This is a genomic window from Sinomonas cellulolyticus, from assembly GCF_014656475.1.
GTDB lineage: Bacteria > Actinomycetota > Actinomycetes > Actinomycetales > Micrococcaceae > Sinomonas > Sinomonas cellulolyticus.
In genome coordinates this window covers 122,493-148,054 of record NZ_BNCM01000006.1, presented here as the reverse complement: position 1 = coordinate 148,054, position 25,562 = coordinate 122,493, and the positions used below count along the sequence as shown (strand labels likewise).

Here is a 25,562-nt window from a genome sequence, read left to right as displayed (position 1 = left end):
GCCCCTACGGGGCCGGTCTCAGCTGCGGATGATGCACGACGGCGGCGTCAGCCGTTCGGTTGATCCCCCGCCGCCCGCTCCGGCCGGGTGTGGGCCGCGGGACCGGCGACGGCGTCGGCCTCGGGCGCATCGACGGCCTCGAACTCGAACTCGTCCTCGCCGACGGCGAGCGCGATGTCCTCGGGCGTCATCGCCAGGCTCACAGCGTAGTAGAAGATCACGAGCGCGAACGCGACGACGAACAGGATGTCGACCCATTCCGGCAGGATGCTCAGCGAGCCGTTGCCGTACCGTCCGAGAAGGCCCAGCACCACAAGCCCGATCAGCCAGGGCCAGATCCAGGAGGCCGCGCGCCAGTCGAGGTCGCGGCGGAACCGCAGGGACTTGGAGCGGTGGAGTGCGATCTCGAAGATCACCCGGCCGATGAGGATCGCGGTGAGGATCTTCCAGATCGCCTCGAACCCGGACCAGTAGATGATGAGGTTCGCGAAGACGAACCCGGCGGGAGTGAGGACCTGGGGCCACGGCACCCGGTACGGGTGCCGGCGGCCGGCGTGCTGGCGGATGAGTGCCTCGAGGGAGACGGGTGCGAACGCATACATGATCGCCGTCGCGTCAGTCACGAGGCCCACGAGGGACTGCCAGCTCGGGAACGGCAGGAGGGCGATGAGGCCCACGACGAACGCGAGGAGGATTGAGCCGAACGGCACGCCGCGCTTGCTGACAGTGGTGAGCCACGGCGGGAGGGCGTCGTCCTCACCGAGGGCATACGAGATGCGCGCCGACGTTCCGATGTAGACCAGGCCGGTGCCCATCGGCGAGATCACAGCGTCGATGAGAAGCACCGTGGCGAGCCAGCCCACCCCGGCCGCGAGGGCGAGATCGTAGTACGGGCCGTACGCCCCGGCGCCGAGCGGGTTCTCCCAGTTCTTGACGATGTTGGCCGGGTCGATAGCGCCGATGAACGTGACCTCGAGCAGGATGTAGATCACCGCGCCGATGAGCATGGCGGTGATGATGGCGCGGGAGACGTCCCTCTTCGGGTTCCGCGCCTCGCCGGCCATCTGCGCGGCCTGCTCGAAGCCCTGGAGTGCGAACACGACGCCGAGCGGCAGTGCAGCGAAGATCCCGTGGAACCCGTTGGGGGCGAATCCGCCCCCGGCCTGGGTGAAGTTCCCCGGGTGGAAGGTAAGCGCGATGATCACGACGATGGTGAGCAGCGGGACCAGCGTCTTCCAGACCACCACGGCGATGTTGCTGTCCGAGAGCCACTTCGCACCCAGGAGGTTGATCACCGTGAACAGCGCGAGGGCGAAGGCGGCGATGACGAGGCCGATCGGGGTCAGGGTCGAGTCGGGGTTGACGAGGTCGATGCCCTTGGCCCACGGCGCGGACTCGAGGTACGTGATGGCGCCCTCGACCTCGATCGGCGCGATGGTCACGGCCTGCAGGTAGCCGACCCAGCCCGCGGTGAAGCCGGCGAGCGCGCCGAAGGCGTAGTGCGGGTACCTCGCGGTGCCGCCGGCCACCGGGTAGGCTGCGCCGAGGTCCGCGTGGACGAGCGCGAGCACGATCAGCATGATCGCCGCGAGGATCCACGAGACGATCGACGCCGGGCCGGCGGACTTGGCCGCGCCGAGGGCGCCGAGGAGCCAGCCCGAGCCGATGATCGAGCCGAGAGAGACGAACATGAGGCCCCAGAAGCCGACTACGCGCTTGAGGGGTCGCCCGCCATGGGTCGGGGTTGCCAGGTCGTGGGCCATCGCGACTGCTCCCTAATGGGTGCTCATCTCCCGGGCCGAAGGCCCGCCCCCGATGACCTCTCGAAGATAGCGTGTGGGCCACGGGAGCGGAAGGGCCCGGAGGGTCAGTACCCCGCAGCGGCGTCCACGAGGCCCTCGAGGTCCTTCCCGGCGGCGAAGCGCCTGAGGTTCTCGGTCACCCGTTCGCCGAGGAGCGGGCGGATCATCTCGAGCGTGTCCGCCGTATGCGGGGTGATGAGGGCGTGCGGCTCGTCCCACAGGGGATGCCCGTCGGGGAGCGGCTCGGGATCCGTCACATCGAGGGCGGCGCCGGCGATCGTCCCGGCCCTGAGGGCCTGCACGACGGCGTCGGTGTCCACGAGGCCGCCGCGGGCGATGTTGACCAGGATCGCGGATGGCTTCATGAGCGCGAGCTCGGGGGCTCCGATGAGCTTGGACGTGTCAGGCGTGAGCGCCGCGGCGACGACCACGACGTCCGCCTCCGGCAGCAGCTCGGCGAGGTGCGCCGGCGTCGTCGTGCGCCTCGCGCCGGGAACCGCGGCAGGGGTGCGGCGCACCACGTCGACCTCCATGTCGAAGCAGCGGAACAGCCGCAGGATCTCCAGCCCCACGCCGCCGGCGCCGATCACGAGGCCGCGCAGGCCGTGCAGCGACGTGCCGCTCGGGGCGCCCCACGAGCGGGCGCGGGCGCGCTCGGGCAGATGCCTCAGGAGCGCGAGTGAGAGGGTGAGCGCGTGCTCGGCGACGGGCTTCGCGTATGCGCCCTTGGCACTGGTCCACACCTTCTCCGGGTGAGCGGCGAGCGCGCCCGCGTACGCCTCAATTCCCGCGCTGGGGAGTTGGACCCAGCGGATCGACGGGGTGGAGTCGAGGACGGCCCTCAGCTCGGGCTTGGGGTTGCCGTGGTCGAGGACGAGCACTTCGGGCTGTTCGCCGAGGCCCACGACGGCGCCCCCTCCGGCCGCGATCGCACCGGTCAGGAAGGGGAGCGGCTCGCCGTGGATGGCGACGCGGACAGGGGTGCCGGAGTGCAGCGGCGAGGTGGTCATGGAGCCAGCCTAGCGGCGGTGAGGTGCGGCAGGACGGCGCGGTAGGCCGCCGTCGTGCCTCGGTGACGCACGGCGGCCGAGCCTGCCTCGACGCCCACGCGCACCGCCTCCGCAAGGCCCGCTCCTCGCGCGAGCACCGCGGCAAGCGCGCCGACGAACGCATCACCCGCACCTGTGGTGTCCACGACGTCGACGACGCGCGGGGCCTTCGCGTACCACGCGCTCCGGCCGTCCGAGGCCACGGCACCGCCCGCCCCGAGGGTGACGACGGCGCTGCGGGCCACGTCCCGCGCGAGCCGGGCGGCGACGGCGAGAGGCTCCCCGGGACCGGCCCCAGAGATCCCCAGGAGCTGCGCGGCCTCGCCCTCGTTGACGACCAGCGGGTCGGCCAGCTCGAGCGTCCGCGCGGAGACCGGCACGGCCGGAGCGAGGTTGAGCACGAACCCGGCTCCGACGTCGTGGCAGAGGGCCGCGAACGCGTCGGTGGTGCCCGGCGGCACCTCGCCCTGCGAGAGCCCCACGGACCGCCCGGAGGCCGAGCCGCCCAGCCTCTCGCGCACCCCCGTCCTCGCGAGGATCTCGGGCGTGAGCAGCGCGTTCGCCCCGGGCACGACCACAATGGTGTTCTCCCCGGACCTGTCCACCGTGATGTACGCGGTGCCCGTCGGGGCAGACTCGATGACCAGGACGCCTGAGGTGTCCACGCCGGACGCCGTGAGCTCATCCTGCACCAGCCGGCCGTGGCCGCCGCCTCCGACGGCCCCGATGAAGTCCACGCGGGCGCCGAGGAGGGCCGCCGCAACCGCCTGGTTCGCGCCTTTGCCCCCGAGGCCCGACTCCTCGGCGGTGGCGAGGACGGTCTCGCCCGGAGCGGGGAGGGACTGCACGCGGAAGGTCGTGTCGACGTTCGCTGAGCCGAGGACGACGACGCGCCCCGCCGCTCGCTGCGGCTGCTGGGTGGTCACGGTCCTGATTCTGCCCCACGGGCCCGGGCGCCCACCGCACAGCGGCGGCCAGCCCCTTCACGCCTAGGATCGACACGTGCACCGCTACGCGATCGTCCTGCCCCTCCAGCCCATGGCCGTGGGCGAGCGCTACGCCGTGCGGGACTGGCCGCTGCACATCACCGTGATGCCGGTTTTCGCGACCTGGTCCAACGCGGCACAGCTCGCGGCGAGCATGGGCGAGGTCGCCTCCCGCACCGCCCCGATCTCCGCCGTGGCCGGCCCCGGCGAGCTGTTCGGGCCCAAGCACGATACTCCCGTCGCCCTCGTGGACTCCGACGAGATCCGCGCCCTGCACAAGGCGTTCGTCGAGGAACTCGACATCCACGTCCCCACCTTCCGCCGCCCCGACTTCGCCGGCGAGGGGTTCCGGGCGCACGTCACGGCCACGAAGCGCGGCGCTGCCGAGGAGGGTCAATCGCTGGAACTCACCCAGCTCGCGCTCGTCGACATGCAGCCTGAGCCGGGCCAGGGCCGGCCGATGGTGGTGGCGGTCGCGGCACTCGGCGAGGGCGCGCGCGAGGTTGAGCCGAACGGCCCATGGTCGGCTCCTGATCTCCGGCGGTAGGGTATGCCATGGCGACCGTTCCGGCGCACAGACCCACGCTCAACCCCGCCCTCGGGGCGGCGGTCAGAGCCGCTGTCAGGAGGGGGGCCCTGGGGGCGGCGGGCGCCGGAGTCCGGGCCAGCATGCTGGTCACTCCCCGCCTCGCGGCGTTCCTGATCCGGGAGACCTTCCGTCGGTCCGGCCTGCAGATGGCCGCCTCGCTGATGCGGCACGCCCCGGCCGGCGTCGAGGTCCACAGGGACCTCCGCTACGGGCCTGGTCCGGACATGCTGCTCGACCTCTTCCGTCCGGCCGACGGCGCGGACACCGCGGGCAGCGGCCCCTACCCGCTGCTGGTCTGGGTGCACGGCGGCGGGTTCGTGGGCGGCTCGAAGGAGGAGATCGCGGGCTACCTCCAGATGATCGCGGCGCACGGCTACACTGTCGCCGCGCCGCAGTATTCGCTCGCCCCGCGGCACCGCTACCCGATGCCGCTGCGGCAGGTCATGCAGGCCCTCGAGTTCCTGCAGGCCCAGCGCGCTGCCTTCCGGCTCGATCCCGAGAGGATCGTCCTGGCCGGCAACTCCGCGGGCGCCCATATCGCCGCACAGGTCAGCGCCCTCGCCACGACTCCCGGGTATGCGGGCCTCGTGGGGATCCGTCCCACTGTCACGGCCGGACAGGTCCGGGGGCTCGTGCTGGCCTGCGGGGCATTCGACCTCGCGCTGACGCAGGGGGTCAGCGGCGTCGCCGAGGCCATCCTCGTGCGGGCGGCGGGGTGGTCCTACTCCGGTCGCCGGAACTTCGCCCGGGACGGCACCTTCGCCTCCCTCTCGGTCCCGGACTACCTGACCCCGGCGTTCCCGCCCACGCTCCTGACCACGGGCAACGCGGATCTCCTGCGGGCGCACACCGAGCGTCTCTACGAGGCGATGCGGGCCGCAGGCCTTGAGGCGGAGGCGGTGTTCTGGCCGGACTACGTCCCCGCCCTGGACCACGAGTACCAGTTCGACCTCGACACCGAGCCGGCGCAGGTCTTCCGCGACCGGCTGCTCGGGTTCCTCGCGGCCCGGACAGCCTAAAGCGCTTCGGGGCCGGAGACGCTCACGCGTACGCCCCGGCGCACGCGCGCTCGAGCGCCTCGCCCAGCCCGGCGGCGTCGTGCGCTCCCGCGAAGACCTCGGTGCCGGGCTCGAGGGCGCGGCCGGCGGCGAGGGGACCGGCGTCCACGGCGTCGTAGCCGAGCGAGGCGATGAAGGCGAGCACGACGGCGCGCGCGGCCTCATCATCGCCGGCTGCGGCGAGCGCGCGGCGGTCCTGAGCACCGGCGGGGCGCCCGTCCGTCTCGAGCTCGTGGTAGCCGATGTGGTTCAGGGTCTTGACCACGCGGGAGGCGGCGAGGAAGTCCTGGACCACCTCGGAGGTGCCGCGCCCGGCATGCATCTCGGGCATCGCGCCGTCCGTGGGCTCCCAGTAGTTCATCGCGTCGATGACCACACGCCCGGCGAGCGCGGCCGGGTCGACCGTGCGGAACTTGTGCAGCGGGAGGGCGAGGACCACGAGGTCGGACTGCGCAGCCTGCGCGGCGGTGACGGCAACGGCGCCGGGAGTGATGATCTCGACAATGAGAGCAATGTCCTCGACCGGCTTGGACGTGGCGATGCGGACCTCGTACCCAGCCTTGATCGCCTCTCGGGCCACCGCGGTGCCCACACGTCCCGCCCCGAGGATCCCGACGGTCCTGATGCGCTCCTCCATGCCTGACCTTTCAGTTGATTCGTCAACTATACCGGAGGGTTCAACGTGCACTGCCGCCGCAGCATTCCCGGCCCCCTGCATCGGCGGGTCCTAGGTCCCTGCTGGCCGGAGGCGAGGCGTGGAATGCTGGCGACATGGCGCGCATTCCAGAGCACACCCGCGAGGACCTCCCCGAGGAGGCCCGGAACGCCGTCTCCCAGATCGCCGGCCCGGTGGGGCGCCTCAGCCACATGCTGGGCGAGCTGGCCGACTGCCGCCATGACGGCTCTCGTCCGCAGTGCCTCCTCCGCGCCGCCCCTTCCGCACTGACCGGCGATTGGCACAGCACCGCGCGGGTAGAGGAGTACGTATCGAAACCGCAGTCTGAGGAAGGACAGGACAGTGAAGCGGCGAACCGCCGTGCACGAGCACCGGCTGGAATGGATCCGCAGGCACGAGGACGAGGAGCCCTCGGACCAGGACGAGGAAGCGACCGACAACGGGAGCGGGAAGCAGGAATCGCGCCGCAGCGCCGCATGACACCTCGGCGCACATGAGGGACGCATAGGCACATGAGGGACGCATAGTCCCCACGGACTCCCTGCAGGGCTACGATCCCGGCATGGAGTCCGTTGTCCTGTACCGCATGCGCGAGGGCGTGGACCGCGCCCAGGTCATGGCCGTCTACCCGCGCCACAAGGCGTACTACGAGCAGTTCAAGGCCGACGGCGGCGGCCTCCTCGCGCTCGGACCGTTCCCGCCGAACCCGGTCGCCGGGTCGATGGGCCTCTTCGCGAGCCGCGAGGACGCGGAGCGCTTCGTGGCCTCCGACCCGTTCGTGGTCGAAGGCCTCGCCGAACCGCACGTGCTCGACTGGGACCCCGTGCGGTTCGGCTAGCGGCCCTCGCCCGTCCAGGACCCGGGCGTCAGCCCGTCCTGGACGTGGGCGTCAGAACGTCGCGGCGTCGATGACGAACCGGTAGCGGACGTCCGAGGCGAGCACGCGCTCGTAGGCCTGGTTGATCTGGTCCGCGGGGATCAGCTCGATGTCCGCGCCGAAGCCGTGCTCGGCGCAGAAGTCCAGCATCTCCTGGGTCTCGCGGATGCCGCCGATCATCGACCCGGCGAGGGTCTTGCCGCCGCCGATCAGGCTGAAGGCGTTGACCGCGAGGGACTCCGGCGGGGCGCCGACGCTGACCATGGCGCCGCCCGCTGCGAGGAGGCCGAGGTAGGCGTTGAGGTCGATTGGCGCGCTCACCGTGTTGAGGATGACGTCGAAGGTGCCCGCGAGCTTCTCAAACGTCTCGGGATCGGACGTCGCGTGGTAGTGGTCGGCGCCGAGCCGCTGCCCGTCCTCCTTCTTCCTCAGCGACTGCGAGAGCACGGTGACCTCGGCGCCCATGGCGTGCGCGATCTTGACGCCCATGTGGCCGAGGCCGCCCAGACCCACCACGGCCACCTTCTTGCCCGGGCCCGCGCCCCAGCGCTTCAGCGGCGAGTAGGTGGTGATGCCCGCGCACAGGAGCGGGGTCGCGACGTCGAGCTCGAGGCCGTCCGGGATCCGCAGCACGAAGTCCTCGGTCACCACCACGTGGGTCGAGTAGCCGCCCTGGGTGATGGTGCCGTCGCGGTCCACGGCGCCGTAGGTGCCGACGTTGCCCTCGAGGCAGTACTGCTCGTTGCCCTTCTCGCAGTTCTCACAGTGGCCGCACGAGTTGACCATGCAGCCCACGCCGACGCGGTCGCCGACGGAGTGCTTGGTCACCTCGCTGCCGACCTCGGCCACGATGCCCGCAATCTCATGCCCGGGGGTGAGCGGGTACTGCTGGGGGCCCCAGTCCCCGCGGACCGTGTGGATGTCAGAGTGGCAGATGCCGGCGTACTTGATCTCGATGAGGACGTCGTGCGGGCCGACCTCGCGGCGCTCGATCGTGGTCTTGACGAGCGGCTCAGCGGCGCCCGGTGCTGCGTAAGCGTTGACGGTGGGCATGGTGACTCCAATCCGTTGGGTGGTGAGTCTGCTTGATGCGGCAAACATCGCCCTGCATCCTACGCTACCGAGCAGTACGTTCGCCTCCTCCAGCCCTCAGGCCCGCTCCGCCGCTCGGAGCTCCCGCCGCAGGATCTTCCCGGAGGAGGACTTGGGGATGGCCTCGACGAACTCCACCACGCGGACCTTCTTGAAGGGCGCCACGTGCTCGGCGACGAACTCCATGACGTCCTCCGCGCTGAGCCCTTCGCCCACGACGACGCCCGGCTGCGGCACGACGAACGCCTTGGGGACCTCCTCGCCGTCGTCCGCACGGACGCCGATCACCGCCGCGTCCGCGATCTGCGGGTGCGCGAGGAGCACGGCCTCGAGCTCGGCGGGGGCGATCTGGTAGCCCTTGTACTTGATGAGCTCCTTGAGCCGGTCCACAACCGTGACGACGCCCTCGGAGGTCACCGTGGCGATGTCCCCGGTGCGGAGGAAGCCGTCGGGGTCCACGGTCGCGGCCGTCGCGTCCGGCCGATTGAGGTAGCCGATCATGTTCTGCGGGCCGCGCACGAGGAGCTGGCCCGGGGCGCTCACGCCGGTACCCTCGCCCGGGGCCGGCACGGGGATCTCCTCGTCCGTGGCGGGATCGAGGAGCTTGCACTCCGTGTTCGGAACGGTGAATCCCACCGAGCTCGTGGGCAGCTGCCCGGCCAGGGCCGGGGGCATGATGTGGGAGGCGGGGCTCATCTCGGTCATGCCATAGCCCTGCGTCATGATGCAGCCCAGGCGGGCGGCCACGGCCTGGCCGAGCCCCTCGTCCAGCGGGGCGGCGCCGGAGAACACGACGCGCACGCTCGAGAGGTCGAACTGGTCGACGAGCGGGTGCTTCGCGAGTGCGACGGCGATGGGCGGGGCCACGAACAGGTACGTGCAGCGCTCGTCCTGGACGATGCGGAGGAACTCCGCCAGATCGAACTTGGGCATGGTCACAAGCCGGGCCCGTGACAGGAACGCGCCGTTGACGAGCATCGTGAGGCCGTAGATGTGGAAGAACGGCAGGACGGCCAGGAGGACGTCCTGGTCGGTCACCTCGAGCAGGGGCTTCCCCTGGGCCACGTTGGCCACGAGGTTGTACTGGCTGAGCATGACGCCCTTGGGCGTGCCGGACGTCCCGGAGGAGTAGGGCAGCACCGCCACCGCGTGCGGGTCCACCCTCACGTCCGGGGCCGGCAGCCCCGCCGCGAGCGCCTCGCCCAGCGAGGGGTGCGCCGCGCCGGAGGGCGATGGGCCGCCGTCGAGCACTACGAGGTGCTCCGCCGCGATGCCTGCTTCAGCCGCAGCCGGCTCGGCCCGGTCCAGGAACGGCGAGATGGTGAACAGCCACGTGGCGCCCGCATCGGTGAGCTGCCTCGAGACCTCCTCCGCCGTATAGAGCGAGTTGACCGTGGTCGCGACTGCGCCCGCGCGCAGGATCCCGTGGAACACGACCGGGAACGCGGGGACGTTCGGGCACAGGATGCCGACCACGGTGCCGGGGCCGACGCCCTGCCCCGCCAGCCAGCCGGCGAGCGCGTCGATCCGGCCCACGAGCTCGCGGTAGGTGGTGGTCGCCCCGCTCGTGCCGTCCACGATCGCCACACGGTCCAGGTCCTCCTCGGCGATCCCGCCGAAGAGGTACTCGTACAGGGACGTCTCCGGGATCTCGACATCGGGGTAGGGGCTCGTGAACATGGCTCTCCTTTGGTGGCAGCAGCGCACGACGGCGGGTGCTCACCGCGTGTGTGCCCATCGTCACGGTCCGCGCGGGCCCGGGGCAAGAGGGAAAGGGAAAATGTTACCGATGGGTAACGGACGGCTGGGCGTCCGCAGGGTTACTCTCCCGCGGCGGCCAGCCTCCCGGCCAGCTCCCGCATCGCATCCCGCAGCTCCGGCGGCTCGAGGACCGTCACGGGCCACCCGAGCCGGACCACGTGGTACGCCACGTAGTCGAGGTCGTCGGCGCCGGCGGTGAGGATCGAGGCCTCGCCGCCGTGGGCGGGATCTGGCTCCACAACGGCCATGGTCGTAGGGACGCGCTGCGCGACCTCGCTCGCGGGCGCGTGGACACGGATCTTCGCGACGAACTGGTAGGGCGCCTGGGTGATGGATGCCTGGACGTACTCGACGGCGTCCGGCGCCTCCCGCGGCTTGAACCGCCAGCCGGTCCCGCGGGCCGCGGCCATGCGGTCGAGGCGGAACGTGCGCCAGTCCTCCCGGTCGAGGTCCCACGCCATGAGGTACCAGCGGCGCGCCGCGGCGACGAGGCGGTACGGCTCCACCCGGCGCTCCGAGCGCTCGCCGCCGGGCTTCGTGTAGTCGAACGTGGCCCGCTCGGGCGTGCGGATCGCACGGGCGAGGGCCACGAGGACGTCGGCATCCACCGAGGTCACGGGCCCGTCCAGGCTCACGGTCGCGTCGATGACCCCCTTCACCTCGGCGCGCAGGCGCGCGGGGAGCACCTGGTCGAGCTTGGCGAGGGAGCGCACGGCCGCCTCCCCGAGGCCGGCGACCGTGCCGCCCGCCGCGAGCCGCAGGCTCACCGCCACGGCGACGGCTTCCTCGTCGTCCAGCAGGAGCGGCGGGAGGGCCTTCCCCGCGCCGAGCTGGTACCCGCCGCCGGTACCGTGCTCGGCACGCACCGGGTACCCCAGCTCCCGCAGGCGGTCCACATCCCGCCTGATGCTGCGCGTCGTCACGCCGAGCCGCTCGGCCAGCTCCGCCCCGGTCCACACCGGGCGCGACTGCAGCAGGCTCAGGAGGCTGAGGACCCGCTGGGTGGTGTCGTTCATGCCTCCATCATGACCGCAAACAGCGGACAGGAGCTGTCCTGATCGGTCGGGACACTGGAGGTGGGACAGCGGAACGGAAGACAGGACGGCACACCATGAGCACGGCAACACGGCCTGCGGGAACAGGCCTCCACACGCCCCGGCTGACGGGCGCCCAGCTCGACTCCCTCGAGGAGGCGGTCGAGCGCAGAATCGCCGGGTTCGGCGGGACCCTCCGCCCTCGCCCCGACGCTCCGGCCTCTCCCTCCCGGCCCGAGGCCGCGGCGGGCTGGGCGCGGCGGGCGGTGGACGCCGTCGTGCGCTGGTGGCGCGAGGCCGCCGACCGCGAGGCAGGCCTCGACGCCGAGCGCGACGAGGTGCGCCGCCAGCTCCTGGCGGACCAGCCGCGGCTCTGGTGACCGCTGCGCTGATCGCCGCACTGCGTGGGCCTCCCGCCGGCGGGACTCTCCCGCCTACGCCCGGGTGAGCAGCAGGCTCACGTTGTGGCCGCCGAACCCGAACGAGTTCGAGACGGCGGCGCTGACGTCGGCCTCGCGGGGCGCGTGCGTGACGACGTCGAGGTCGATCTCGGGGTCCAGCTGGTCGAGGTTTCGGGTCGGCGGGATGAGGCCGGACTCGATTGTGAGCGCGGTGATGATGGCCTCCACCGCTCCGGCCGCCCCGACAAGATGGCCGAGGGCGCCCTTCGGCGCCGTCACGGCCACGTGGCCGCCGAGTGCCTCGCGGACGGCGAACGCCTCGCTCACATCGCCGACGCTCGTCGCGGTCGCGTGCGCGTTGACGTGCTGGACGTCTGCGGGGGCGAGGTCGGCCCTGCGCAGGGCCTTGCGGATGGCCTTGATCTGGCCCACGCCCTCGGGGTCGGTGCCGGTGATGTGGAAGGCGTCCGCGGTGATGCCGTAGCCGGAGAGGGCGGCACGGGCGCGCGCTGCGCGGGCGCGGGCGTGGTCGGCGCGCTCGAGGATCACGACGCCGGCCCCCTCCCCGAGCACAAAGCCCGTGCGGTTGACGTCGAAGGGGCGTGAGGCGCACTGGGGGTCGCCCTGGTCCTTCGAGAGGGCGCCGATCTGGGCGAAGCCGGCAATCGTGAGGGGCGTGATGGCGGCCTCGGCGCCGCCCGCGATCACGATGTCCGCCTCGTCGCACTCGATGAGCCGCGCGGCGTGGACGATCGCCTCCGCCCCGGAGGCGCAGGCGGAGGCGGGCGCCATTGCGCCGGCCCGGGCGCCGAATTCGATGCTCAGCTGGGCCGCGGCGGCGTTGGCCATGAGCATCGGCACGGTGCGCGGGGACACCCGGCGGGAGCCGGCGGACTCGAGGATGTCGTCCTGGGCCAGGAGCGTCTGCACCCCGCCGATGCCGGTGCCGATCACGACGGCGAGCCGGTCGCCGTCGACGTCCGGCGCACCCGCGTCGGCCCAAGCCTCGCGTGCCGCGATCACGGCGGCCTGCTGGGAGCGGTCGAGGCGCCGGGCCTGGACCGGGGGCATGGCCTGCTCGGGCTCGACGGCGAGCGTGCCGGCGATGCGGACCGGCAGGGTGGCGTCGAAGCCCTCGCCCTCGAGCGCGCGCACCCCCGAGCGCATTGAGAGCATGCCGTCCCAGAGCTCGGGCACGGTGCCGCCGAGGGGCGTCGTCGCACCCATCCCGGTGATCACGATCTGGGTCTTCCCCACGTCAGTCCTTAGGTCGCAGCCCTGAGGCTCGCTTGTATGCGATACAAAAAGCCAAATTTCTTGTACAGCATACAATTCAGGTATGGGCCCAGTCGAGACACGCGCCGCCGCCACCGCCCGGCGCCTCCTTGCCCCACGGAAGGGCCGCGGGGTAGCGACGCGGCACCGCATCATCGACGCGGCGGCCGCCCTGTTTGCGTCCCGTCCAGCCGATTCCGTCACCGTGAGCCAGATCGCCGCCGCCGCGCGGGTCTTCCCGAACCAGATCACCTACCACTTCGGCTCGAAGGACTCCCTGTTCGTCCATGCGGCGTTCGCCCTGCTCCTGCGCGACGCCGGCCGCATCGAGGGCGTGGGCGCCAGGCTTTCCACGGCAGAGGCCTTCCGGCGCGCGGTCTCCCGGACCGTGCTCGTCACCCCGTCCCTGCCCGTGGTGATCAGCGCGCTGGCCCTCGCCCGGGCCAAGCCCAAGCTGAGTCCCGTCGTCAAGGGACACCTGAGCCTGCTGTTCCGCATCTCCGAGCACCACCTCGAGAACATCCTCAGCGGGCGCGGCTGGGTCATCGACCGCAGCCCCCGCCAGGAAGTCAAGACCTTCTGGGCCGCAGCCTTCGGGGCCATCCTCATCGCCGAATCCGGCTACCCCGGCACCCAGGCGGACCTGGACCTCGCCGGGACACTCACCATCCGTGAGCCCGCATGACCGGGAGTTCAGCGATAGCCTGAGCAGGCTCTGCCCACCGACTCGGAAACGAGGACTCCATGTCCGAAGATCCCGCAGATTCCCGCCGACAGCTCGCCGGCCTGTTCACCGACGGCCTCGGCCGGGCCAGCATCCGCGCGGTCCAGACCCTCGCAGTGGGAGCCCTCGTGTGGGCCGCAGTGTGGGTGCTGCTGAGGATCCCGCTCGTGGTCATCCCCCTCGTCATCGCCGCCATCCTCGCGTGCGCCATCGCGCCCCTCGTGCGCTGGCTCTACGCCCACAAGTGGCCGCGCGCCCTCGCCGTGCTGGCCTCGTTCGTGGCGATCCTCGCAGTCTTCGGCGGGATCATCACAGGAATCGTCTTCCTCATCAGGGCCCAGGCCCACGAGCTGGCGGACCGGTTCACGGCCGGCATCGAGCAGCTGCACACGTTCCTCAACAACGGCCCCGCGCGCATCACCGACCAGCAGATCACCCAGGCGCAGGAATCCCTCCAGCGCTTCTTCACCTCGGGCAGCATCGGCGCCGAGGCGCTCACCGGCGCCAGGACGGCGGGCGAGATCATTACCTCGATGATCCTCATGGCCGTGATCCTGTTCTTCTTCCTCAAGGACGGCCGGCAGATCCTGGAGTTCCTCCTGTGGTTCGTCCCGGAGTCGCTGCGGGGGAAGGCGCGCCTTTCCGCGGAGCGCAGCGCGCTCGTGCTGGGCGGCTACGTGCGCGGCACCCTGCTCGTCGCCATGGCAGACGCCGTGATCGTGGGCGTGGGGCTGGCCGTGCTGCGCGTGCCCCTCGCGCTGCCGCTGGCCGTGTTCGTGTTCATCGGCGGGTTCATCCCGATCCTCGGCGCAACCCTCGCGGGCCTGCTGGCCGTGGGCATCGCCCTGCTCTCCAACGGCCCCGTGGAGGCGCTCATCGTGCTGATCCTCGTGCTCGTCGCGAACCAGATCGAGCACCACCTCCTCCAGCCCCTCCTCATGGGCCGCGTGCTCTCGATCCACGGTCTCGCGATCCTGCTCGCGCTCGCGACCGGGACGGTGCTCGCGGGCATCATCGGTGCGCTGCTTGCCGTGCCGATCACCGCCGTGGGCTGGTCCGTGGTCAAGACCTGGACGGGCCGGGGCGCAGCGGCCGGGGAGCCCGGGACCCACGAGACAGCGGCCACCGAGCTGACGGTGGCCCCTCCGCCGAACGACTGACCGACCCGCCTGCGCGCGGACCCGCCTGCGGCCTCAGCGGATCGAGTTGGGGTGCTTCGCGAGGGGGGTGACCTTGATCTTCATGTAGGGGTACATGGGGAAGCCGGAGAGGATCTCGTGCAGCTCGTCGTTGGAGTCCACGTCGAAGAGCGAGTGGTTGGCGTACTCCCCCACGATCCGCCAGATCCCCGCCATCTTGCCGGAGCGCTGGAGAGACCCCGAGTACTCCTTCTCACGGGCCTGGAAGTCGGCAACCTGCTCGGGGGTCAGGTGCGGCGGGAAGGTCACGTCCATGCGCGTCATGAACAGCATGCGGGTCTCCTCGGGTCAGCGGGGTCAGGCGTCTTTCGGCGGTGTCACGCGTCTTGACGGTAGCGGGCGAGCTTGTCCTCGTCGATCTCGGCACCCACGCCGGGGACCTCGCGGACGCGGATCGCGCCGTCGTGGATCTCGAGGGGCTCGGCGAGCAGGTCGTCGGCCATGTCGAGGAAGTTGGAGAGCTCGCCGGCACGCCGCTGGCTCGCCTCGTGGGCGGCGCCGAATGTGACGGTTGCGAGGGAGCCTATCTGCGTGTCGATCTGGTTGCCCATGGTCACGTCCACGCCGAGCCCGGTGCACAGGCCCAGGATCTCGGTGGCCTGCGTGAAGCCGCTCCGCGCGGTCTTGATGCAGATCGCGTTGCAGCCGCCGGAGAGGAGCTCGCGCGAGACGTCCCCCGGGGTGGGGACGGACTCATCGCCCGTGATCGGGATGGCCGAGTGCTGCACGAGCCGCCGCCGGCCCATGGCCTCGGAGGCGTCGCACGGCTCCTCGAGGGCCGTGAGGCCGAGGCCGTCCGTCCGCCGCAGCACCTCCATGGCCTCGTTCGCGGTCCAGCCGCGGTTGGCGTCGAGGTAGATCTCCACGCCGTCGCCCAGCCCCTCGCGCAGGACGTGCACAGCCTCGACGTCGAGGCTGAGGGGCCGGCGCCCGGTCTTGAGCTTGAACGTGGTGATCCCGTACTCCTCGCCGAAGCGCTGCGCCTCCTCGAGCAGTTCCTGGGCAGGCTTGAAGCCGAGCATGTGCGAGACCCGCATGCTGTCCGCATAGCCGCCGAGCAGCTTGTGCACCGGGGTGCCGAGGGACTTGCCGATGAGGTCCCACAGCGCGATGTCCACTGCGCCCTTGGCCGTGTCGTTGTGGACGGTGCGCGCCATGATCCGCTGGGCCTTCTCGCGGTCGAGCGGATCCAGCCCCGTCAGCGCCGGCGCGAAGATGTCCCGCACCACGGCCATGATCGATGCCTGGGTCTCGCCGTAGGTGTACGGCCGCGGCGGAGTGTCCGCGATGCCCACGAGCCCGTCATCGGTGGTGATGCGGATGAGCACGTGCTCGGCGGCATGGACCTCGCCGCTGGCGAAGCGGAGCGGGTGCGTGTAGGGGATGGAGTAGGGGATCGCCTCGATGCGCTCGATCTTCATGGGCGGGCTCCTTCAGGGTGCTGGTTCAGGGATGCGGGTTCAGGGGTGCGGGGAGGGCGGGGAAGGGACGACGGCGGGAGTCGCCTCCGGGGGCAGCGGAACCGTGTCCACGAGCCTGACGAAGCGCTGGACCAAGGGGGTCTTGCCGCCGCGGCGCCAGGCGACGGCGAGGTCCACCGAGGGTGCCTCGCGCACAGGGCGGAAGACGATGCCCTGGAGCGCGAAGCCGCTCGTGGTGATGGGCACGAGGGCGATTCCCATGCCCGCGGCGACGAGGGCCAGGAGGGTCGAGGTCTCCGCGGCCTCCTGGACCACGCGGGGGATGAAGCCCTCGCGGCGGCAGGCCTCGCGGAAGATCCTGGTGACCACCGAGGGGGCCGGGTAGCCAACGAACGGCTCTCCCGCGAGTTCGGCGAGCTCCAAGGCGTCGCGCTGCGCCCAGGGCGAGTCGGCCGGGAGCGCGGCGACGAGTTCGTCGTGCTCGAGGTAGTGGAGCTCCACCTCCGGCGAGTCGACCGGCGGGCGGAGGACGGCGACGTCGAGCCTGCCCTCCTCGAGATCGCCGACCATCTGGGGAGTCAGCATCTCGCCGCGGACGGTGAGCCTGAGGCCGGGCATCTCGGTGCGGGCCCGCTGGACCAGCGGGGGCAGGAGGCGGTAGGTGGCGGAGCCCGCGAGGCCCACGCGGAGCACGCCCGCGGCTCCTCTGCCCACCTGGACCACGTCGGACTCGAGTTCCTCGAGGTCGGCGAGGATGCGGCGGCCGCGCTCGAGGAGGAGCTCCCCCGCGGGCGTGAGCTCGACCTTGCGGGTGGTGCGCTCGAAGAGGGGGGTGCCGAGCTGCTCCTCGAGCTGCTTGATCTGCTGTGAGAGCGGGGGCTGGGCCATGTGGAGGCGCTGGGCGGCGCGGCCGAAGTGCCGCTCCTCCGCGACCGCGACGAAGTATCGCAGGTGCCGTGTCTCCATGCTGACCAGCGTAAGCCGGGCGATTAGGTTGCGGAAATATCTATTCGAGGCCTATTCGGATCTTCTGCATCTTTATCAGAGCGCGAGGAAGGCCTGCCAGAGTCCCACGATCACCACGGGGCCGAAGACGGCGCCCGCGACCACCTGTGCGAGCGTGTGCGCCCTGAGCACCACCCGCGCCCAGCACACGGCCGGGACCACGAGCAGCAGCGGCCACCATGGCGGGCCGAAGAGCAGCGGGACCGCCACCGCGGCCGAGGATGCAGCCGAGGCATGCCCGCTGATCTTCCACCCCAGGCTCACGACGGCGAGCACCGCGATCCCGGCGATGAACGCAGCCACCATCGCCAGCACCGACGCCGGCGCACGGAGGAACCACAGCAGCGCGAACCCCGCGAGCACGCAGACGACCGACATCGCGAGCACGGGCGTGCGCTGCGACCGCTCGCTCACATGGTGGTCCACGACCCTGCCGGAGCGCACGAGGGCGATGAGGATGGCGAACGGCAGCACGCACGTGAACAGGGCGGCGATCGCACCGTACCACCACGTATGGGGCCAGCCCGGGCTCCCTGCGGGGCTCAGGAGCAGTGCGGCGCCGACAGTGATGGGCGGTTGGAAGACCTCGCTGAGCACGCGCGCCACGGCGACGGCGCGCCCCTCGAGTGGCGCGGCCGCGGCGGCGGAGTGGGGCCTGCTCAGCACCGTTCCAGTCTTCCACGGTGGTCCCCGGAACGCCGAGCTCCTCACCACGGGCAGCGCCGCAGCCTTCGGCGCCCTCGCGCTCACCGCCGTCTCCTCCGGCGCCGCGCAGGCCGCCCAGCCCGGGCCCGGCCCGCTCATGGGCGACCCGGCCGCCGGCGGCGTCACCACCCCGCCGTTCCCCATGCACCTGACCGACATGGAGCGCGACCACCTCACCACGTTCGACACCCTCGACTTCCAGGTCTTCTCGCACGCCGACTGGGCCCGCCTGCACGAGAGCCACGCGGACAACGTCCGAGTGCACTGGCCCGACGGCCACCACACAGACGGCATCCAGAAGCACATCGAGGACCTCGCGAACCTATTCGTGTGGGCGCCGGACACCCGGATCGAAGTCCACCCCATCCGGATTGCGCAGGACTTCTTCACTTCGGTCACCGGCGTGATGCGCGGGACCTTCACCAAGCCCATGCCCAACGGCCAAGGCGGCTTCATCGCGCCGACGGGCAAGGCCTACGCGATCAACATGGCCACCGTGGGCATCTGGAACCGGCAGGGCACCATGAACGAGGAGTTCCTGTTCTGGGACAACCTCACCTTCTACCAGCAGATCGGGCTGATGTGAGCCTCCGCAGCCGCTGAGACGAGCACGACGGCGGCGAGGCCCCCGCGCGGGGGGCGTCGCCGTCGTCGTGCCTCACCGCTCTCCGAGGAGGCCCTACGGCGAGATGTGGTCCAGGTGCCGGTTGCGGGTGTGCGGGGTGAACTGCACGAGGATCGCGGCGATCACCAGGAACACCGAGATGAGGCCCAGCGCGCCGATGACCGGAAGCACCGGCAGGAGCGGGGTGATCACCATGACGCCGATGCCGCCGCCGATGTGCCCGGCGCCGTCCACGATCGCGAAGCCCGTGGTCCTCGCGCGTGTGGGGAACGACTCCGCCGTGAGCGCATAGGTCGGGGACACCCAGAGGTTGAAGCCGGCGAAGATAAGGATCGAGCCGATGAACGCGATGCCCACGTTGGTCCCGGCCGCCGCGACCACGAGCGAGCCGATGATGGTCACGGCCGCGCCGACGGGCAGCCAGTAGCGCCGTTCGAGCTTCTCGACGATCGCGCTCATGATCGCGGCCTCCGCGACGAACCCGATGGTCCCCACGGCGGCGATCACGCCGGCCTCGGGCGGCGGGTAGTGCAGGGCCGCGAGCACCACGGTGAAGCCCGCAGCGAATGAGTACACGGTGATGTAGCCGATGAACCACACGAAGAACAGCAGGATCATGCGCTTGACGTACAGCGGATTGCCGAACAGATCGCGGTAGGGCACAGGCGACGGCGGGACGGTCGCCCCCTGCACGGGAGTCACCACCGGCTCGGAAAGCGGGCCGTGCTTCGCCGCGCGGACCTCCATCTCGCGCACCACGAGGTCCGCCTCCGCGAACCGGCCCTGGCCGATGAGCCACCGCGGCGACTCCGGGAGCTCGAACCTCAGCAGCACCGCTACCGCAGCCAGGATGGCCCCGACCCCATACATCCACCGCCACCCGCTCTCGAACCCGGGCCCCGCCATCGCGAACGGCAGGCCGAGCGGCCAAGGGGTGGCCGGCGTCGTGAGGATGAGGCCGAGCCAGATGCCCACGAACGCGCCGAGCGCGGACATGATGAAGATGATGGTGGTGAAGCGTGCGCGTGCGTGGCGCGGCGCCATCTCGTTGATGTACGTGTTCACGATCGCGAGGTCGGCACCGATCCCGATACCGGTGACGGTGCGCGCGATGTTGAAGTTCGCGTAGTCGCCCACGAACGCGTTGTACAGCGAGCCCAGGCCCGTGAGGAGCATGGTGATCATCAGCATGTTCCGCCGGCCGATCCGGTCGGCAATCGGGCTCAGGATCAGGGTGCCGAGCACATAGCCGGCCAGATTGAGCAGCACCGGCAGCGGCAGCGCCTCGAGCGCCGTCTCCGGGGTGCAGCCCTTGTTCAGTTCGATGCACGTCTGGATGAAGGAGACGTTGATGTCGAAGATGTCGTAGAACGTGAACAGGAACCCGAGCCCGATGATCCCGATGAAGAGATAGGACAGGCTCCAGACCTCCAGTCGTTCGAGCCTCGCGATGATCGCGGCACCGGTGGGAGCGGCGCTCACGGACCCCGAGTCCATGGATGCAGCCACGTCGATCAGCCTCCCGCAGCCACGGGGTGGTGCCTCTGCGCCAGAACCTGCCCTGACTGCCGCCTCCCATGGTGCGCCTTGGGCAGACGTGCTGTCACTCCCTCGCGATCACGAAAGGTGTGCGGTCCTGACGTCGGGAGGAGTCTCGCCCTGGAGCGTCCAGCGGTTGCCGTCTGGGTCGTCGAAGAAGGCGAAGAGGACACCGCCCATGTCCTGGATCTCGCTGATCTCGGCGCCGCGGCCCTGGAGCTCCGAGCGGACGTCCGCCAGATCAGGCACCACGAGCTGCAGGCCCTCGAGGCTGCCCGGCAGCATGGAGGTCATCCCTGTGCCGATGACGATCGATGTGGCAGATCCCGGCGGCGTCATCTGGACCACCCTCATTCCGGGGATGTGCTCCACGTCGTGATCGAGGGCAAAGCCGAGCTTCTCGGTGTAGAACGACTTCGACCGGTCGACATCGGCGACGGGTACCTGGACGACCTCAAGGCGCATCTCCATGATGCCCCACGGTACGCGGTGGAGGCGTCCCGGAACAGCGCGGCAGTCCCGGCCGGCCGTACCTACGGAATCGGACACGACCGGCCGCACCCGTCAGTCGAGAAGGAGGGCCGGCTCCTCCATGATCGCCGCGACGTCGGCCATGAAGCGGGCCGACAGGTCGCCGTCCACCACTCGGTGGTCGAACGAGCCGCCGAGCGTGGTGATCCACCGCGGGATGACCTCTCCGGAGACGACCCAGGGCTTCTGCTTGATCGTGCCGAACGCCACGATCGCCACCTCGCCCGGATTGATGATCGGGGTCCCGATGTCGATGCCGAGGGCACCGATGTTCGTGATCGTCATGGTGCCGCCCGTCATGTCCGCGGGCTTGCTCTTCCCGGCCCGGGCCGTCGTGGCGAGGTCGTTGAGCGCGACGGCGAGTTCCTTGAGGGAGAGGTCCTGCGCGTCCTTGATGTTCGGCACCAGGAGGCCACGCGGTGTCGCGGCGGCGATGCCGAGATTCATGTAGTGCTTGATGTGGATCTCATCCGCCCCCGACTCCGTGGTGACCCACTCCGAGTTCACGCTCGGATTCCGCGCGGCAGCCCAGATCACGGCCTTGGCCAGGATGAGCAGAGGCGAGACCTTCACGCCCTCGAAGTCGCGCGACTTCTTGAGCCGCTGCACGAACTCCATCGTCCGCGAGGCATCGACGTCCACGAAGATGCTCACGTGGGGGGCGCTGAAGGCCGAGTCGACCATGGCCTTCGCGGTCGCCTTCCGCACGCCGCGGACCGGGATGACCTCGACCCGGTGGTCCTGGGCGGTGCGGTGGTGGTCCCAGAAGGTCGGCGCGGCGTCGTGCTCGCGCTCGCGCTGGGCCTGGTACGACTCGAGGTCCGCGCGCGTCACCTCGCCGCGTGCACCGGTCGCGGGGACGTCGGCAAGGTTGATGCCGAGTTCCTTCGCAATCCGCCGCACCGGCGGCTTGGCGAGGACGCGTGCCAGAAGCCCGACGACGCCGTTCCCCGGCTGCGCTGTTCGGGCCGTCTCCGCTGTTGCCTCAGGATGGGTGGCCGGCTGGGGCGCCGGGGTCGCCTTCTGGGTGGACGGGGACACCGGTGGCACCGTGGCGGAGACCGCCTTCCGGGGGCGGCGCTTGACGGCGTCGGCCTTCGGACCAGACCCGACGAGCGGCCCACTCTCGACACCGGGCTCCTGGATCACCGGCACCGGTGAGGCAGCATCTGCGGCGACGGGGGCAGAAGGCGAGGAAACGGCCGTGGAGGCGGAACGCCCGGCACTGGACTCGGGGGCGGACTCCGGGGATCCGTGGGCATCCTGGGGCGGGAATCCGCCCCCGCCGGAAGCGCCCGAAGGCGCGCCCCCGCCGTCGTTCGCCACCGTCTGCTCGGCGCTGTCACCGATGGCGATGATCGGAGTCCCCACCTCAATGGTCTGGTGCTCCGGGGCGAGCAGGTCCACGACCGTGCCAGCGTACGGGCTGGGGAGCTCGACGAGGCTCTTGGCCGTCTCGATCTCGCACAGGACGTCGTTGATGGCCACGGCGTCGCCGGGCTTGACCTTCCACGAGACGATCTCGGCCTCGGTGAGGCCCTCGCCGACGTCGGGAAGGCTGAAGATCTGCTGCGTCACGGGCTGCTCCTAGTACGCGAAGGCGCGGTCGAGGGCTTCGAGGATCCGGTCGATGTCGGGGAGGTAGTGCTCCTCGACCTTGGCCACCGGGTAGGGCATGTGGAAGCCCCCCACGCGGATCACGGGCGCCTCGAGGGCCAGGAACGCGCGCTCGGAGACCCGGGAGGCGATCTCGCCGCCGATTCCGCCGAAGGTGGGGGCCTCGTGGGCGACGATGAGGCGGCCGGTCTTCGTGACGGAGGCGGTGACGGCGTCGAAGTCGATCGGCGAGATCGAGCGGAGGTCGATGACCTCGATGCTGCGTCCGTCCTCAGCGGACGCCTCCGCCGCTGCGAGGGCGACGGGCACGAGGGGCCCGTAGGCGACCACGGTCGCGTCAGTGCCCTCGCGGACTATATGGGCGCGGAAGGGGTCGGCGCTCGCCCCGGGGTCTTCAGTGTCGACGTCGCCCTTGAGCCAGTAGCGGCGCTTCGGCTCGAAGACGATGACCGGATCCTCCGAGGCGATGGCCTGCTGGGTCATCCAGTACGCGTCGTGGGCGTTGGACGGGGTGATGATGCGCAGGCCGGCGGTGTGCGCGAAGAGGGCCTCGGGCGATTCGGAGTGGTGCTCCACCGAGCCGATGCCCCCGCCGTACGGGATGCGGATGGTCACGGGGACCGTGAGCTGGCCGCTGCTGCGGGCGTGCAGCTTGGCCAGCTGCGTGGTGATCTGGTTGAAGCCGGGGAAGACGAAGCCGTCGAACTGGATCTCGGCGACGGGCCGGTAGCCGCGCAGTGCGAGGCCGATGCTCGTGCCGATGATTCCTGCCTCTGCGAGGGGGCTGTCGATGACGCGGTCGCCGCCGAAGTCGGCCTTGAGGCCCTCGGTCACGCGGTAGACGCCGCCGAGCGTGCCGATGTCCTCGCCCATGAGCATCACGGACTCGTCCTGGCCGAGGGCGGCCCGGAGGCCGGCGTTGATCGCCTTCGCGATCGTCATCGTGGGCATCAGCGCGCGCCTTCCTGGGTGGTGCCGTCCGGGTCCTGGTCCTGGTCCGTGAAGCCCGCCTCGTACTGGCGCTGCCACTCGAGCTCCTCCGCGACGAGCGGATGGGGCTCGGCGTAGACGTGCGCGAACGCGTCCTCGATGGTCGGGGATGCGAACTCGAGGACGTCGGCGCGGGCCTTGGTGGCGAGCTCGTCGCCTGCAGAGGCGACCTGGTGGAAGAACGCGTCGTCCGCGATGCCCTCGGCGCGGAGGTACTTCTCGAAGCGGGCGAGGGGATCCCGCGCCGCCCAGGCCTTCTCCTCGTCGCTGAGGCGGTACTTGGTCGGATCGTCCGCGGTCGTGTGGGCGCCGAGGCGGTAGGTGTAGGCCTCGATGAGCACGGGGCCCTTGCCGCTGCGAGCTCGGGCGAGCGCCCACTGGGTCACGGCGTGGACCGCGAGGACGTCATTGCCGTCCACGCGGACACCGGGGAAGCCGTAGCCCCGGGCGCGGTTGAACAGGGGGATCCTGGACTGGACCTTGGTGGGGACGGAAATGGCCCACTGGTTGTTCTGGCAGAAGAAGACCACCGGGGCCTTGAAGCTCGAGGCGAAGACCATGGACTCGTGGACGTCGCCCTCCGAGCTTGCCCCGTCCCCGAAGTAGGCCACGACCGCGCCCGTCTCGGCGCCCGCCGGGGCTCCCGCCGTTCCGGGGGCCGACGCGCCTGCCGCGGGCGCTGTGGACGCGGCAGCCCCTGAGGCGGCGCGGGCCGCATCACGCTGCATGCCCATCGCGTAGCCGACGGCGTGCGGGACCTGGGCCGCGAGGACCATCGTGTAGAGGTGGAAGCCCGTGCCCCGGGGGTCCCAGCCCCCGTTCGAGATGCCGCGGAACAGGCGCAGGAGCTCTGCGAGGTCAACACCGCGGACGAGGGCCACACCGTGCTCGCGGTAGGTGGGGAAGACGTAGTCCTCGGGGCGGGTGGCGTGGGCGGATCCGATCTGGGCGGCCTCCTGGCCCCGCAGGGGGACCCACAGGGCAAGCTGGCCCTGGCGCTGGAGGGCGGTCGCTTCAGCGTCGAAGCGGCGGATCATCGCCATGTCGCGGTACATGCCGCGAAGGGAATCTTTGCTCAGGCTGGCAATCGACTCGGCGAGCCGGGAGTCGGACCTGAAGCGCCCTTCCTCGTCGAGGAGCTGGACCATTGCCCCGGGCCGCTCAGGGTCCTCATGGGCATCGGCCTCGAGCTCAAGCCAGAGCTCGTCGGGGATGTCGCTGAACTCGGTCGTGGGCAGTTCGACTCCCATACCGCCTCCTCGCCTGCCGTCGGATGACCAACCCGGGGGCGCCGGGCGGGGCCCGCCGCGTCTCCGTGAGTATTCCCCGGGAGGATCACATTCCGTCTGTGGAATAGACTCGGCGGCCCAGCTGTCACTCTACAGAGTGAAGCTGAGCCGCCGCGAAGTCGGATCCTGCTAGGAAGCCTGCGGGACCTTTGTGAAGGACCTACAGAGTTCCAGGAACCGGGAGTTCGCCTCTGCTTCGCCGATGCTGACCCGCACGCCCTCCGTCCCGAAGGCCCGCACGGACAGGGCCCTTGCCGCCGCTTCGGCGGCAAACTCCGGTGTCGAGTCGCCCAGGGCGAGCCAGACGAAGTTGCCCTGCGCGTCGGGAATCTCCCAGCCGAGCTCCCGCAGTCCCGCCACGACGCGATCGCGCTCATCGACGAGCGTTTGTACCCTTCCTACAACCTGATGGAAGTTCTCGAGAGAGGCGATGGCCGCGCTTTCCGCAACCGTGGAGACGGCAAAGGGCACGGCGGCGATGCGCAAGTACTGGGTCACGTCAGGATGCGAGATGGAGTAGCCGACGCGGAGGTTGGCAAGGCCGTGGGCCTTCGAGAATGTCCGCAGCACCGCGACGTTGGGGTACTTCCGGTACATCTCGATGCCGTCCACGGCCTCGGGGTTCCGGACGAACTCCTGGTAGGCCTCGTCGATGACCACGAGCACATGGCCCGGAACCGACTGGATGAAGCGCTCGGTCTCCTCGCGGCGCAGCGCGGGGCCCGTGGGGTTGTTCGGGGTGCAGAGCAGCACGACCCTGGTGCGCTCGTTGACGGCGGCGGCCATGGCGTCGAGGTCGTGGCGTCCATCCGCGAGGACCGGGATCTGGACACTCCTAGCGCCGGAGAGGCCCACCGAGATCGGGTACGCCTCGAAGGAGCGCCACGCGTAGACGACCTCGTCCTGGGTGCCGTCGTCCTGCTGGCCGGCGAACGCCGCGAGGATCTGGTTGAGCGCGCCGAGGCTGCCCCCGCCCGTGACGATGTCGTCGGCGGGAACATCGAGGAACGTGCCGAGGGCGGTGCGCAGCCGCGTGGCGACTGCGTCCGGGTAGCGGTTGATGCCTGATTCCCGGACGATTGCCTCGGTGACGGCAGGCAGCGGTGCCAGCGGGTTCTCGTTCGAGGACAGCTTGTAGCTCGTGAGGCCTTCCACGGGCGCCGGGGGTCGGCCCGCGGCGTACTTGGGGAGCCTGTTCATCACGGGACGAGGGGTGACGCCCGCGGTGGCGGCTGGGACGGCGTCGGCGCTGGCGTGTGCGCCCCCGTCGTGATCATTCAGCGGTGAAGTCATGCCATACAGCGTAGCCGTGCGAGC

At 70.8% G+C, this 25,562-nt stretch carries 26 protein-coding genes; 8 read left to right on the top strand and 18 right to left on the bottom strand.

What is annotated here, in order from left to right; all coding sequences use genetic code 11:
* Positions 1–47 precede the first annotated feature (47 nt).
* The 3 genes from IE231_RS09615 to IE231_RS09605 all read right to left on the bottom strand — a co-directional run bounded on the left by IE231_RS09615 (position 48) and on the right by IE231_RS09605 (position 3,777).
* Positions 48–1,763, bottom strand: a complete 1,716-nt coding sequence (locus IE231_RS09615) for an APC family permease (protein WP_201896973.1) — start codon at positions 1,761–1,763, stop codon at positions 48–50.
* A 104-nt stretch (positions 1,764–1,867) separates the two neighbouring features.
* A complete protein-coding gene (locus tag IE231_RS09610; protein ID WP_189693734.1) occupies positions 1,868–2,812 on the bottom strand; it encodes an NAD(P)-dependent oxidoreductase in 945 nt (314 codons plus the stop codon).
* Entirely contained in the window at positions 2,809–3,777 is a 969-nt protein-coding gene (locus tag IE231_RS09605) for a ribokinase (RefSeq protein WP_189693733.1), read from the bottom strand. Before IE231_RS09605 ends, IE231_RS09610 begins: the two co-directional genes overlap by 4 nt.
* A 76-nt stretch (positions 3,778–3,853) precedes the next feature.
* Between IE231_RS09605 and IE231_RS09600 the strand changes: the two genes are divergently transcribed.
* Together IE231_RS09600 and IE231_RS09595 are read left to right on the top strand one after the other, a co-directional pair.
* Positions 3,854–4,384, top strand: coding sequence for a 2'-5' RNA ligase family protein (locus IE231_RS09600; protein WP_189693732.1), 531 nt, complete (start codon positions 3,854–3,856; stop codon positions 4,382–4,384).
* A gap of 122 nt (positions 4,385–4,506) precedes the next feature.
* Positions 4,507–5,445, top strand: coding sequence for an alpha/beta hydrolase (locus IE231_RS09595; RefSeq protein WP_189693731.1), 939 nt, complete (start codon positions 4,507–4,509; stop codon positions 5,443–5,445).
* 22 nt (positions 5,446–5,467) lie between these two features.
* Here IE231_RS09595 and IE231_RS09590 read toward each other — a convergent pair whose 3' ends face one another.
* Entirely contained in the window at positions 5,468–6,202 is a 735-nt protein-coding gene (locus IE231_RS09590; protein ID WP_255430043.1) for an NADPH-dependent F420 reductase, read from the bottom strand.
* A gap of 300 nt (positions 6,203–6,502) precedes the next feature.
* Here IE231_RS09590 and IE231_RS09585 point away from each other — a divergent pair, with 300 nt between their 5' ends.
* A complete protein-coding gene (locus IE231_RS09585) occupies positions 6,503–6,640 on the top strand; it encodes a hypothetical protein (protein ID WP_189693729.1) in 138 nt (45 codons plus the stop codon).
* Positions 6,641–6,722: 82 nt separating this feature from the next.
* The gene (locus tag IE231_RS09580) at positions 6,723–6,998 is read left to right on the top strand and encodes a YciI family protein (RefSeq protein ID WP_189693728.1); all 276 of its coding nucleotides are present in this window, start codon (positions 6,723–6,725) and stop codon (positions 6,996–6,998) included.
* A gap of 51 nt (positions 6,999–7,049) precedes the next feature.
* Here IE231_RS09580 and IE231_RS09575 read toward each other — a convergent pair whose 3' ends face one another.
* The 3 genes from IE231_RS09575 to IE231_RS09565 form a co-directional block, all read right to left on the bottom strand.
* Positions 7,050–8,090 (bottom strand): NAD(P)-dependent alcohol dehydrogenase, encoded by a 1,041-nt coding sequence (locus tag IE231_RS09575; RefSeq protein WP_189693727.1) that lies wholly within the window; start codon positions 8,088–8,090, stop codon positions 7,050–7,052.
* A gap of 96 nt (positions 8,091–8,186) precedes the next feature.
* Complete coding sequence (locus IE231_RS09570; RefSeq protein WP_189693726.1) at positions 8,187–9,809, bottom strand: AMP-binding protein; 1,623 nt, start codon at positions 9,807–9,809, stop codon at positions 8,187–8,189.
* 140 nt (positions 9,810–9,949) lie between these two features.
* Complete coding sequence (locus IE231_RS09565) at positions 9,950–10,906, bottom strand: helix-turn-helix transcriptional regulator (protein WP_189693725.1); 957 nt, start codon at positions 10,904–10,906, stop codon at positions 9,950–9,952.
* A gap of 95 nt (positions 10,907–11,001) precedes the next feature.
* On the opposite strand from IE231_RS09565, the gene IE231_RS09560 reads away from it, so the two are divergent.
* Positions 11,002–11,304 (top strand): hypothetical protein, encoded by a 303-nt coding sequence (locus IE231_RS09560; protein ID WP_189693724.1) that lies wholly within the window; start codon positions 11,002–11,004, stop codon positions 11,302–11,304.
* 54 nt (positions 11,305–11,358) lie between these two features.
* On the opposite strand, the gene IE231_RS09555 is transcribed toward IE231_RS09560, so the two are convergent.
* A complete protein-coding gene (locus tag IE231_RS09555; RefSeq protein ID WP_229866612.1) occupies positions 11,359–12,582 on the bottom strand; it encodes a beta-ketoacyl-[acyl-carrier-protein] synthase family protein in 1,224 nt (407 codons plus the stop codon).
* Between the two features lie 82 nt (positions 12,583–12,664).
* On the opposite strand from IE231_RS09555, the gene IE231_RS09550 reads away from it, so the two are divergent.
* Positions 12,665–13,285 (top strand): TetR/AcrR family transcriptional regulator, encoded by a 621-nt coding sequence (locus IE231_RS09550; RefSeq protein WP_189693723.1) that lies wholly within the window; start codon positions 12,665–12,667, stop codon positions 13,283–13,285.
* Positions 13,286–13,344: 59 nt separating this feature from the next.
* Positions 13,345–14,484 (top strand): AI-2E family transporter, encoded by a 1,140-nt coding sequence (locus IE231_RS09545; protein ID WP_189693722.1) that lies wholly within the window; start codon positions 13,345–13,347, stop codon positions 14,482–14,484.
* Between the two features lie 33 nt (positions 14,485–14,517).
* On the opposite strand, the gene catC is transcribed toward IE231_RS09545, so the two are convergent.
* From catC to IE231_RS09525, 4 genes are all read right to left on the bottom strand, one after another.
* Positions 14,518–14,796, bottom strand: coding sequence for a muconolactone Delta-isomerase (gene catC, locus IE231_RS09540; RefSeq protein WP_189693721.1), 279 nt, complete (start codon positions 14,794–14,796; stop codon positions 14,518–14,520).
* Between the two features lie 44 nt (positions 14,797–14,840).
* Entirely contained in the window at positions 14,841–15,944 is a 1,104-nt protein-coding gene (locus tag IE231_RS09535; protein ID WP_189693720.1) for a mandelate racemase/muconate lactonizing enzyme family protein, read from the bottom strand.
* Between the two features lie 39 nt (positions 15,945–15,983).
* Positions 15,984–16,910 (bottom strand): LysR substrate-binding domain-containing protein, encoded by a 927-nt coding sequence (locus IE231_RS09530; protein WP_189693719.1) that lies wholly within the window; start codon positions 16,908–16,910, stop codon positions 15,984–15,986.
* A 75-nt stretch (positions 16,911–16,985) separates the two neighbouring features.
* The gene (locus IE231_RS09525) at positions 16,986–17,546 is read right to left on the bottom strand and encodes a phosphatase PAP2 family protein (RefSeq protein WP_189693861.1); all 561 of its coding nucleotides are present in this window, start codon (positions 17,544–17,546) and stop codon (positions 16,986–16,988) included.
* Between IE231_RS09525 and IE231_RS09520 the strand changes: the two genes are divergently transcribed.
* Positions 17,518–18,240: an ester cyclase gene (locus IE231_RS09520; protein ID WP_189693718.1), complete on the top strand. Its 723-nt coding sequence runs from the start codon at positions 17,518–17,520 to the stop codon at positions 18,238–18,240. The genes IE231_RS09525 and IE231_RS09520 overlap by 29 nt on opposite strands.
* Positions 18,241–18,333: 93 nt before the next feature.
* On the opposite strand, the gene IE231_RS09515 is transcribed toward IE231_RS09520, so the two are convergent.
* The 6 genes from IE231_RS09515 to IE231_RS09490 form a co-directional block, all read right to left on the bottom strand.
* Complete coding sequence (locus IE231_RS09515) at positions 18,334–19,788, bottom strand: MFS transporter (RefSeq protein WP_201896970.1); 1,455 nt, start codon at positions 19,786–19,788, stop codon at positions 18,334–18,336.
* 108 nt (positions 19,789–19,896) lie between these two features.
* On the bottom strand, positions 19,897–20,289 hold the full coding sequence (locus IE231_RS09510) for a VOC family protein (RefSeq protein WP_189693717.1): 393 nt from the start codon (positions 20,287–20,289) through the stop codon (positions 19,897–19,899).
* A gap of 93 nt (positions 20,290–20,382) precedes the next feature.
* A complete protein-coding gene (locus tag IE231_RS09505) occupies positions 20,383–21,927 on the bottom strand; it encodes a dihydrolipoamide acetyltransferase family protein (RefSeq protein WP_189693716.1) in 1,545 nt (514 codons plus the stop codon).
* A gap of 9 nt (positions 21,928–21,936) precedes the next feature.
* Complete coding sequence (locus tag IE231_RS09500) at positions 21,937–22,917, bottom strand: alpha-ketoacid dehydrogenase subunit beta (RefSeq protein WP_189693715.1); 981 nt, start codon at positions 22,915–22,917, stop codon at positions 21,937–21,939.
* Positions 22,917–24,206, bottom strand: coding sequence for a pyruvate dehydrogenase (acetyl-transferring) E1 component subunit alpha (gene pdhA, locus IE231_RS09495; RefSeq protein ID WP_189693714.1), 1,290 nt, complete (start codon positions 24,204–24,206; stop codon positions 22,917–22,919). Before pdhA ends, IE231_RS09500 begins: the two co-directional genes overlap by 1 nt.
* Positions 24,207–24,374: 168 nt before the next feature.
* The gene (locus tag IE231_RS09490) at positions 24,375–25,538 is read right to left on the bottom strand and encodes a histidinol-phosphate transaminase (RefSeq protein WP_511090702.1); all 1,164 of its coding nucleotides are present in this window, start codon (positions 25,536–25,538) and stop codon (positions 24,375–24,377) included.
* Positions 25,539–25,562: the final 24 nt, after the last annotated feature.

Coding starts and splice junctions, on each gene's coding strand:
- IE231_RS09595 (WP_189693731.1), top strand. CDS start 4,507: ATGCTGGTCACTCCCCGCCTCGCGGCGTTCCTGATCCGGGAGACCTTC.
- catC (WP_189693721.1), bottom strand. CDS start 14,796: ATGCTGTTCATGACGCGCATGGACGTGACCTTCCCGCCGCACCTGACC.
- IE231_RS09580 (WP_189693728.1), top strand. CDS start 6,723: ATGGAGTCCGTTGTCCTGTACCGCATGCGCGAGGGCGTGGACCGCGCC.
- IE231_RS09500 (WP_189693715.1), bottom strand. CDS start 22,917: ATGCCCACGATGACGATCGCGAAGGCGATCAACGCCGGCCTCCGGGCC.
- IE231_RS09590 (WP_255430043.1), bottom strand. CDS start 6,202: ATGCAGGGGGCCGGGAATGCTGCGGCGGCAGTGCACGTTGAACCCTCC.
- IE231_RS09560 (WP_189693724.1), top strand. CDS start 11,002: ATGAGCACGGCAACACGGCCTGCGGGAACAGGCCTCCACACGCCCCGG.
- IE231_RS09530 (WP_189693719.1), bottom strand. CDS start 16,910: ATGGAGACACGGCACCTGCGATACTTCGTCGCGGTCGCGGAGGAGCGG.
- IE231_RS09545 (WP_189693722.1), top strand. CDS start 13,345: ATGTCCGAAGATCCCGCAGATTCCCGCCGACAGCTCGCCGGCCTGTTC.
- IE231_RS09610 (WP_189693734.1), bottom strand. CDS start 2,812: ATGACCACCTCGCCGCTGCACTCCGGCACCCCTGTCCGCGTCGCCATC.
- IE231_RS09615 (WP_201896973.1), bottom strand. CDS start 1,763: ATGGCCCACGACCTGGCAACCCCGACCCATGGCGGGCGACCCCTCAAG.
- IE231_RS09535 (WP_189693720.1), bottom strand. CDS start 15,944: ATGAAGATCGAGCGCATCGAGGCGATCCCCTACTCCATCCCCTACACG.
- IE231_RS09570 (WP_189693726.1), bottom strand. CDS start 9,809: ATGTTCACGAGCCCCTACCCCGATGTCGAGATCCCGGAGACGTCCCTG.
- IE231_RS09575 (WP_189693727.1), bottom strand. CDS start 8,090: ATGCCCACCGTCAACGCTTACGCAGCACCGGGCGCCGCTGAGCCGCTC.
- pdhA (WP_189693714.1), bottom strand. CDS start 24,206: ATGGGAGTCGAACTGCCCACGACCGAGTTCAGCGACATCCCCGACGAG.
- IE231_RS09510 (WP_189693717.1), bottom strand. CDS start 20,289: ATGGAGATGCGCCTTGAGGTCGTCCAGGTACCCGTCGCCGATGTCGAC.
- IE231_RS09520 (WP_189693718.1), top strand. CDS start 17,518: ATGGGCGGTTGGAAGACCTCGCTGAGCACGCGCGCCACGGCGACGGCG.
- IE231_RS09550 (WP_189693723.1), top strand. CDS start 12,665: ATGGGCCCAGTCGAGACACGCGCCGCCGCCACCGCCCGGCGCCTCCTT.
- IE231_RS09490 (WP_511090702.1), bottom strand. CDS start 25,538: ATGACTTCACCGCTGAATGATCACGACGGGGGCGCACACGCCAGCGCC.
- IE231_RS09565 (WP_189693725.1), bottom strand. CDS start 10,906: ATGAACGACACCACCCAGCGGGTCCTCAGCCTCCTGAGCCTGCTGCAG.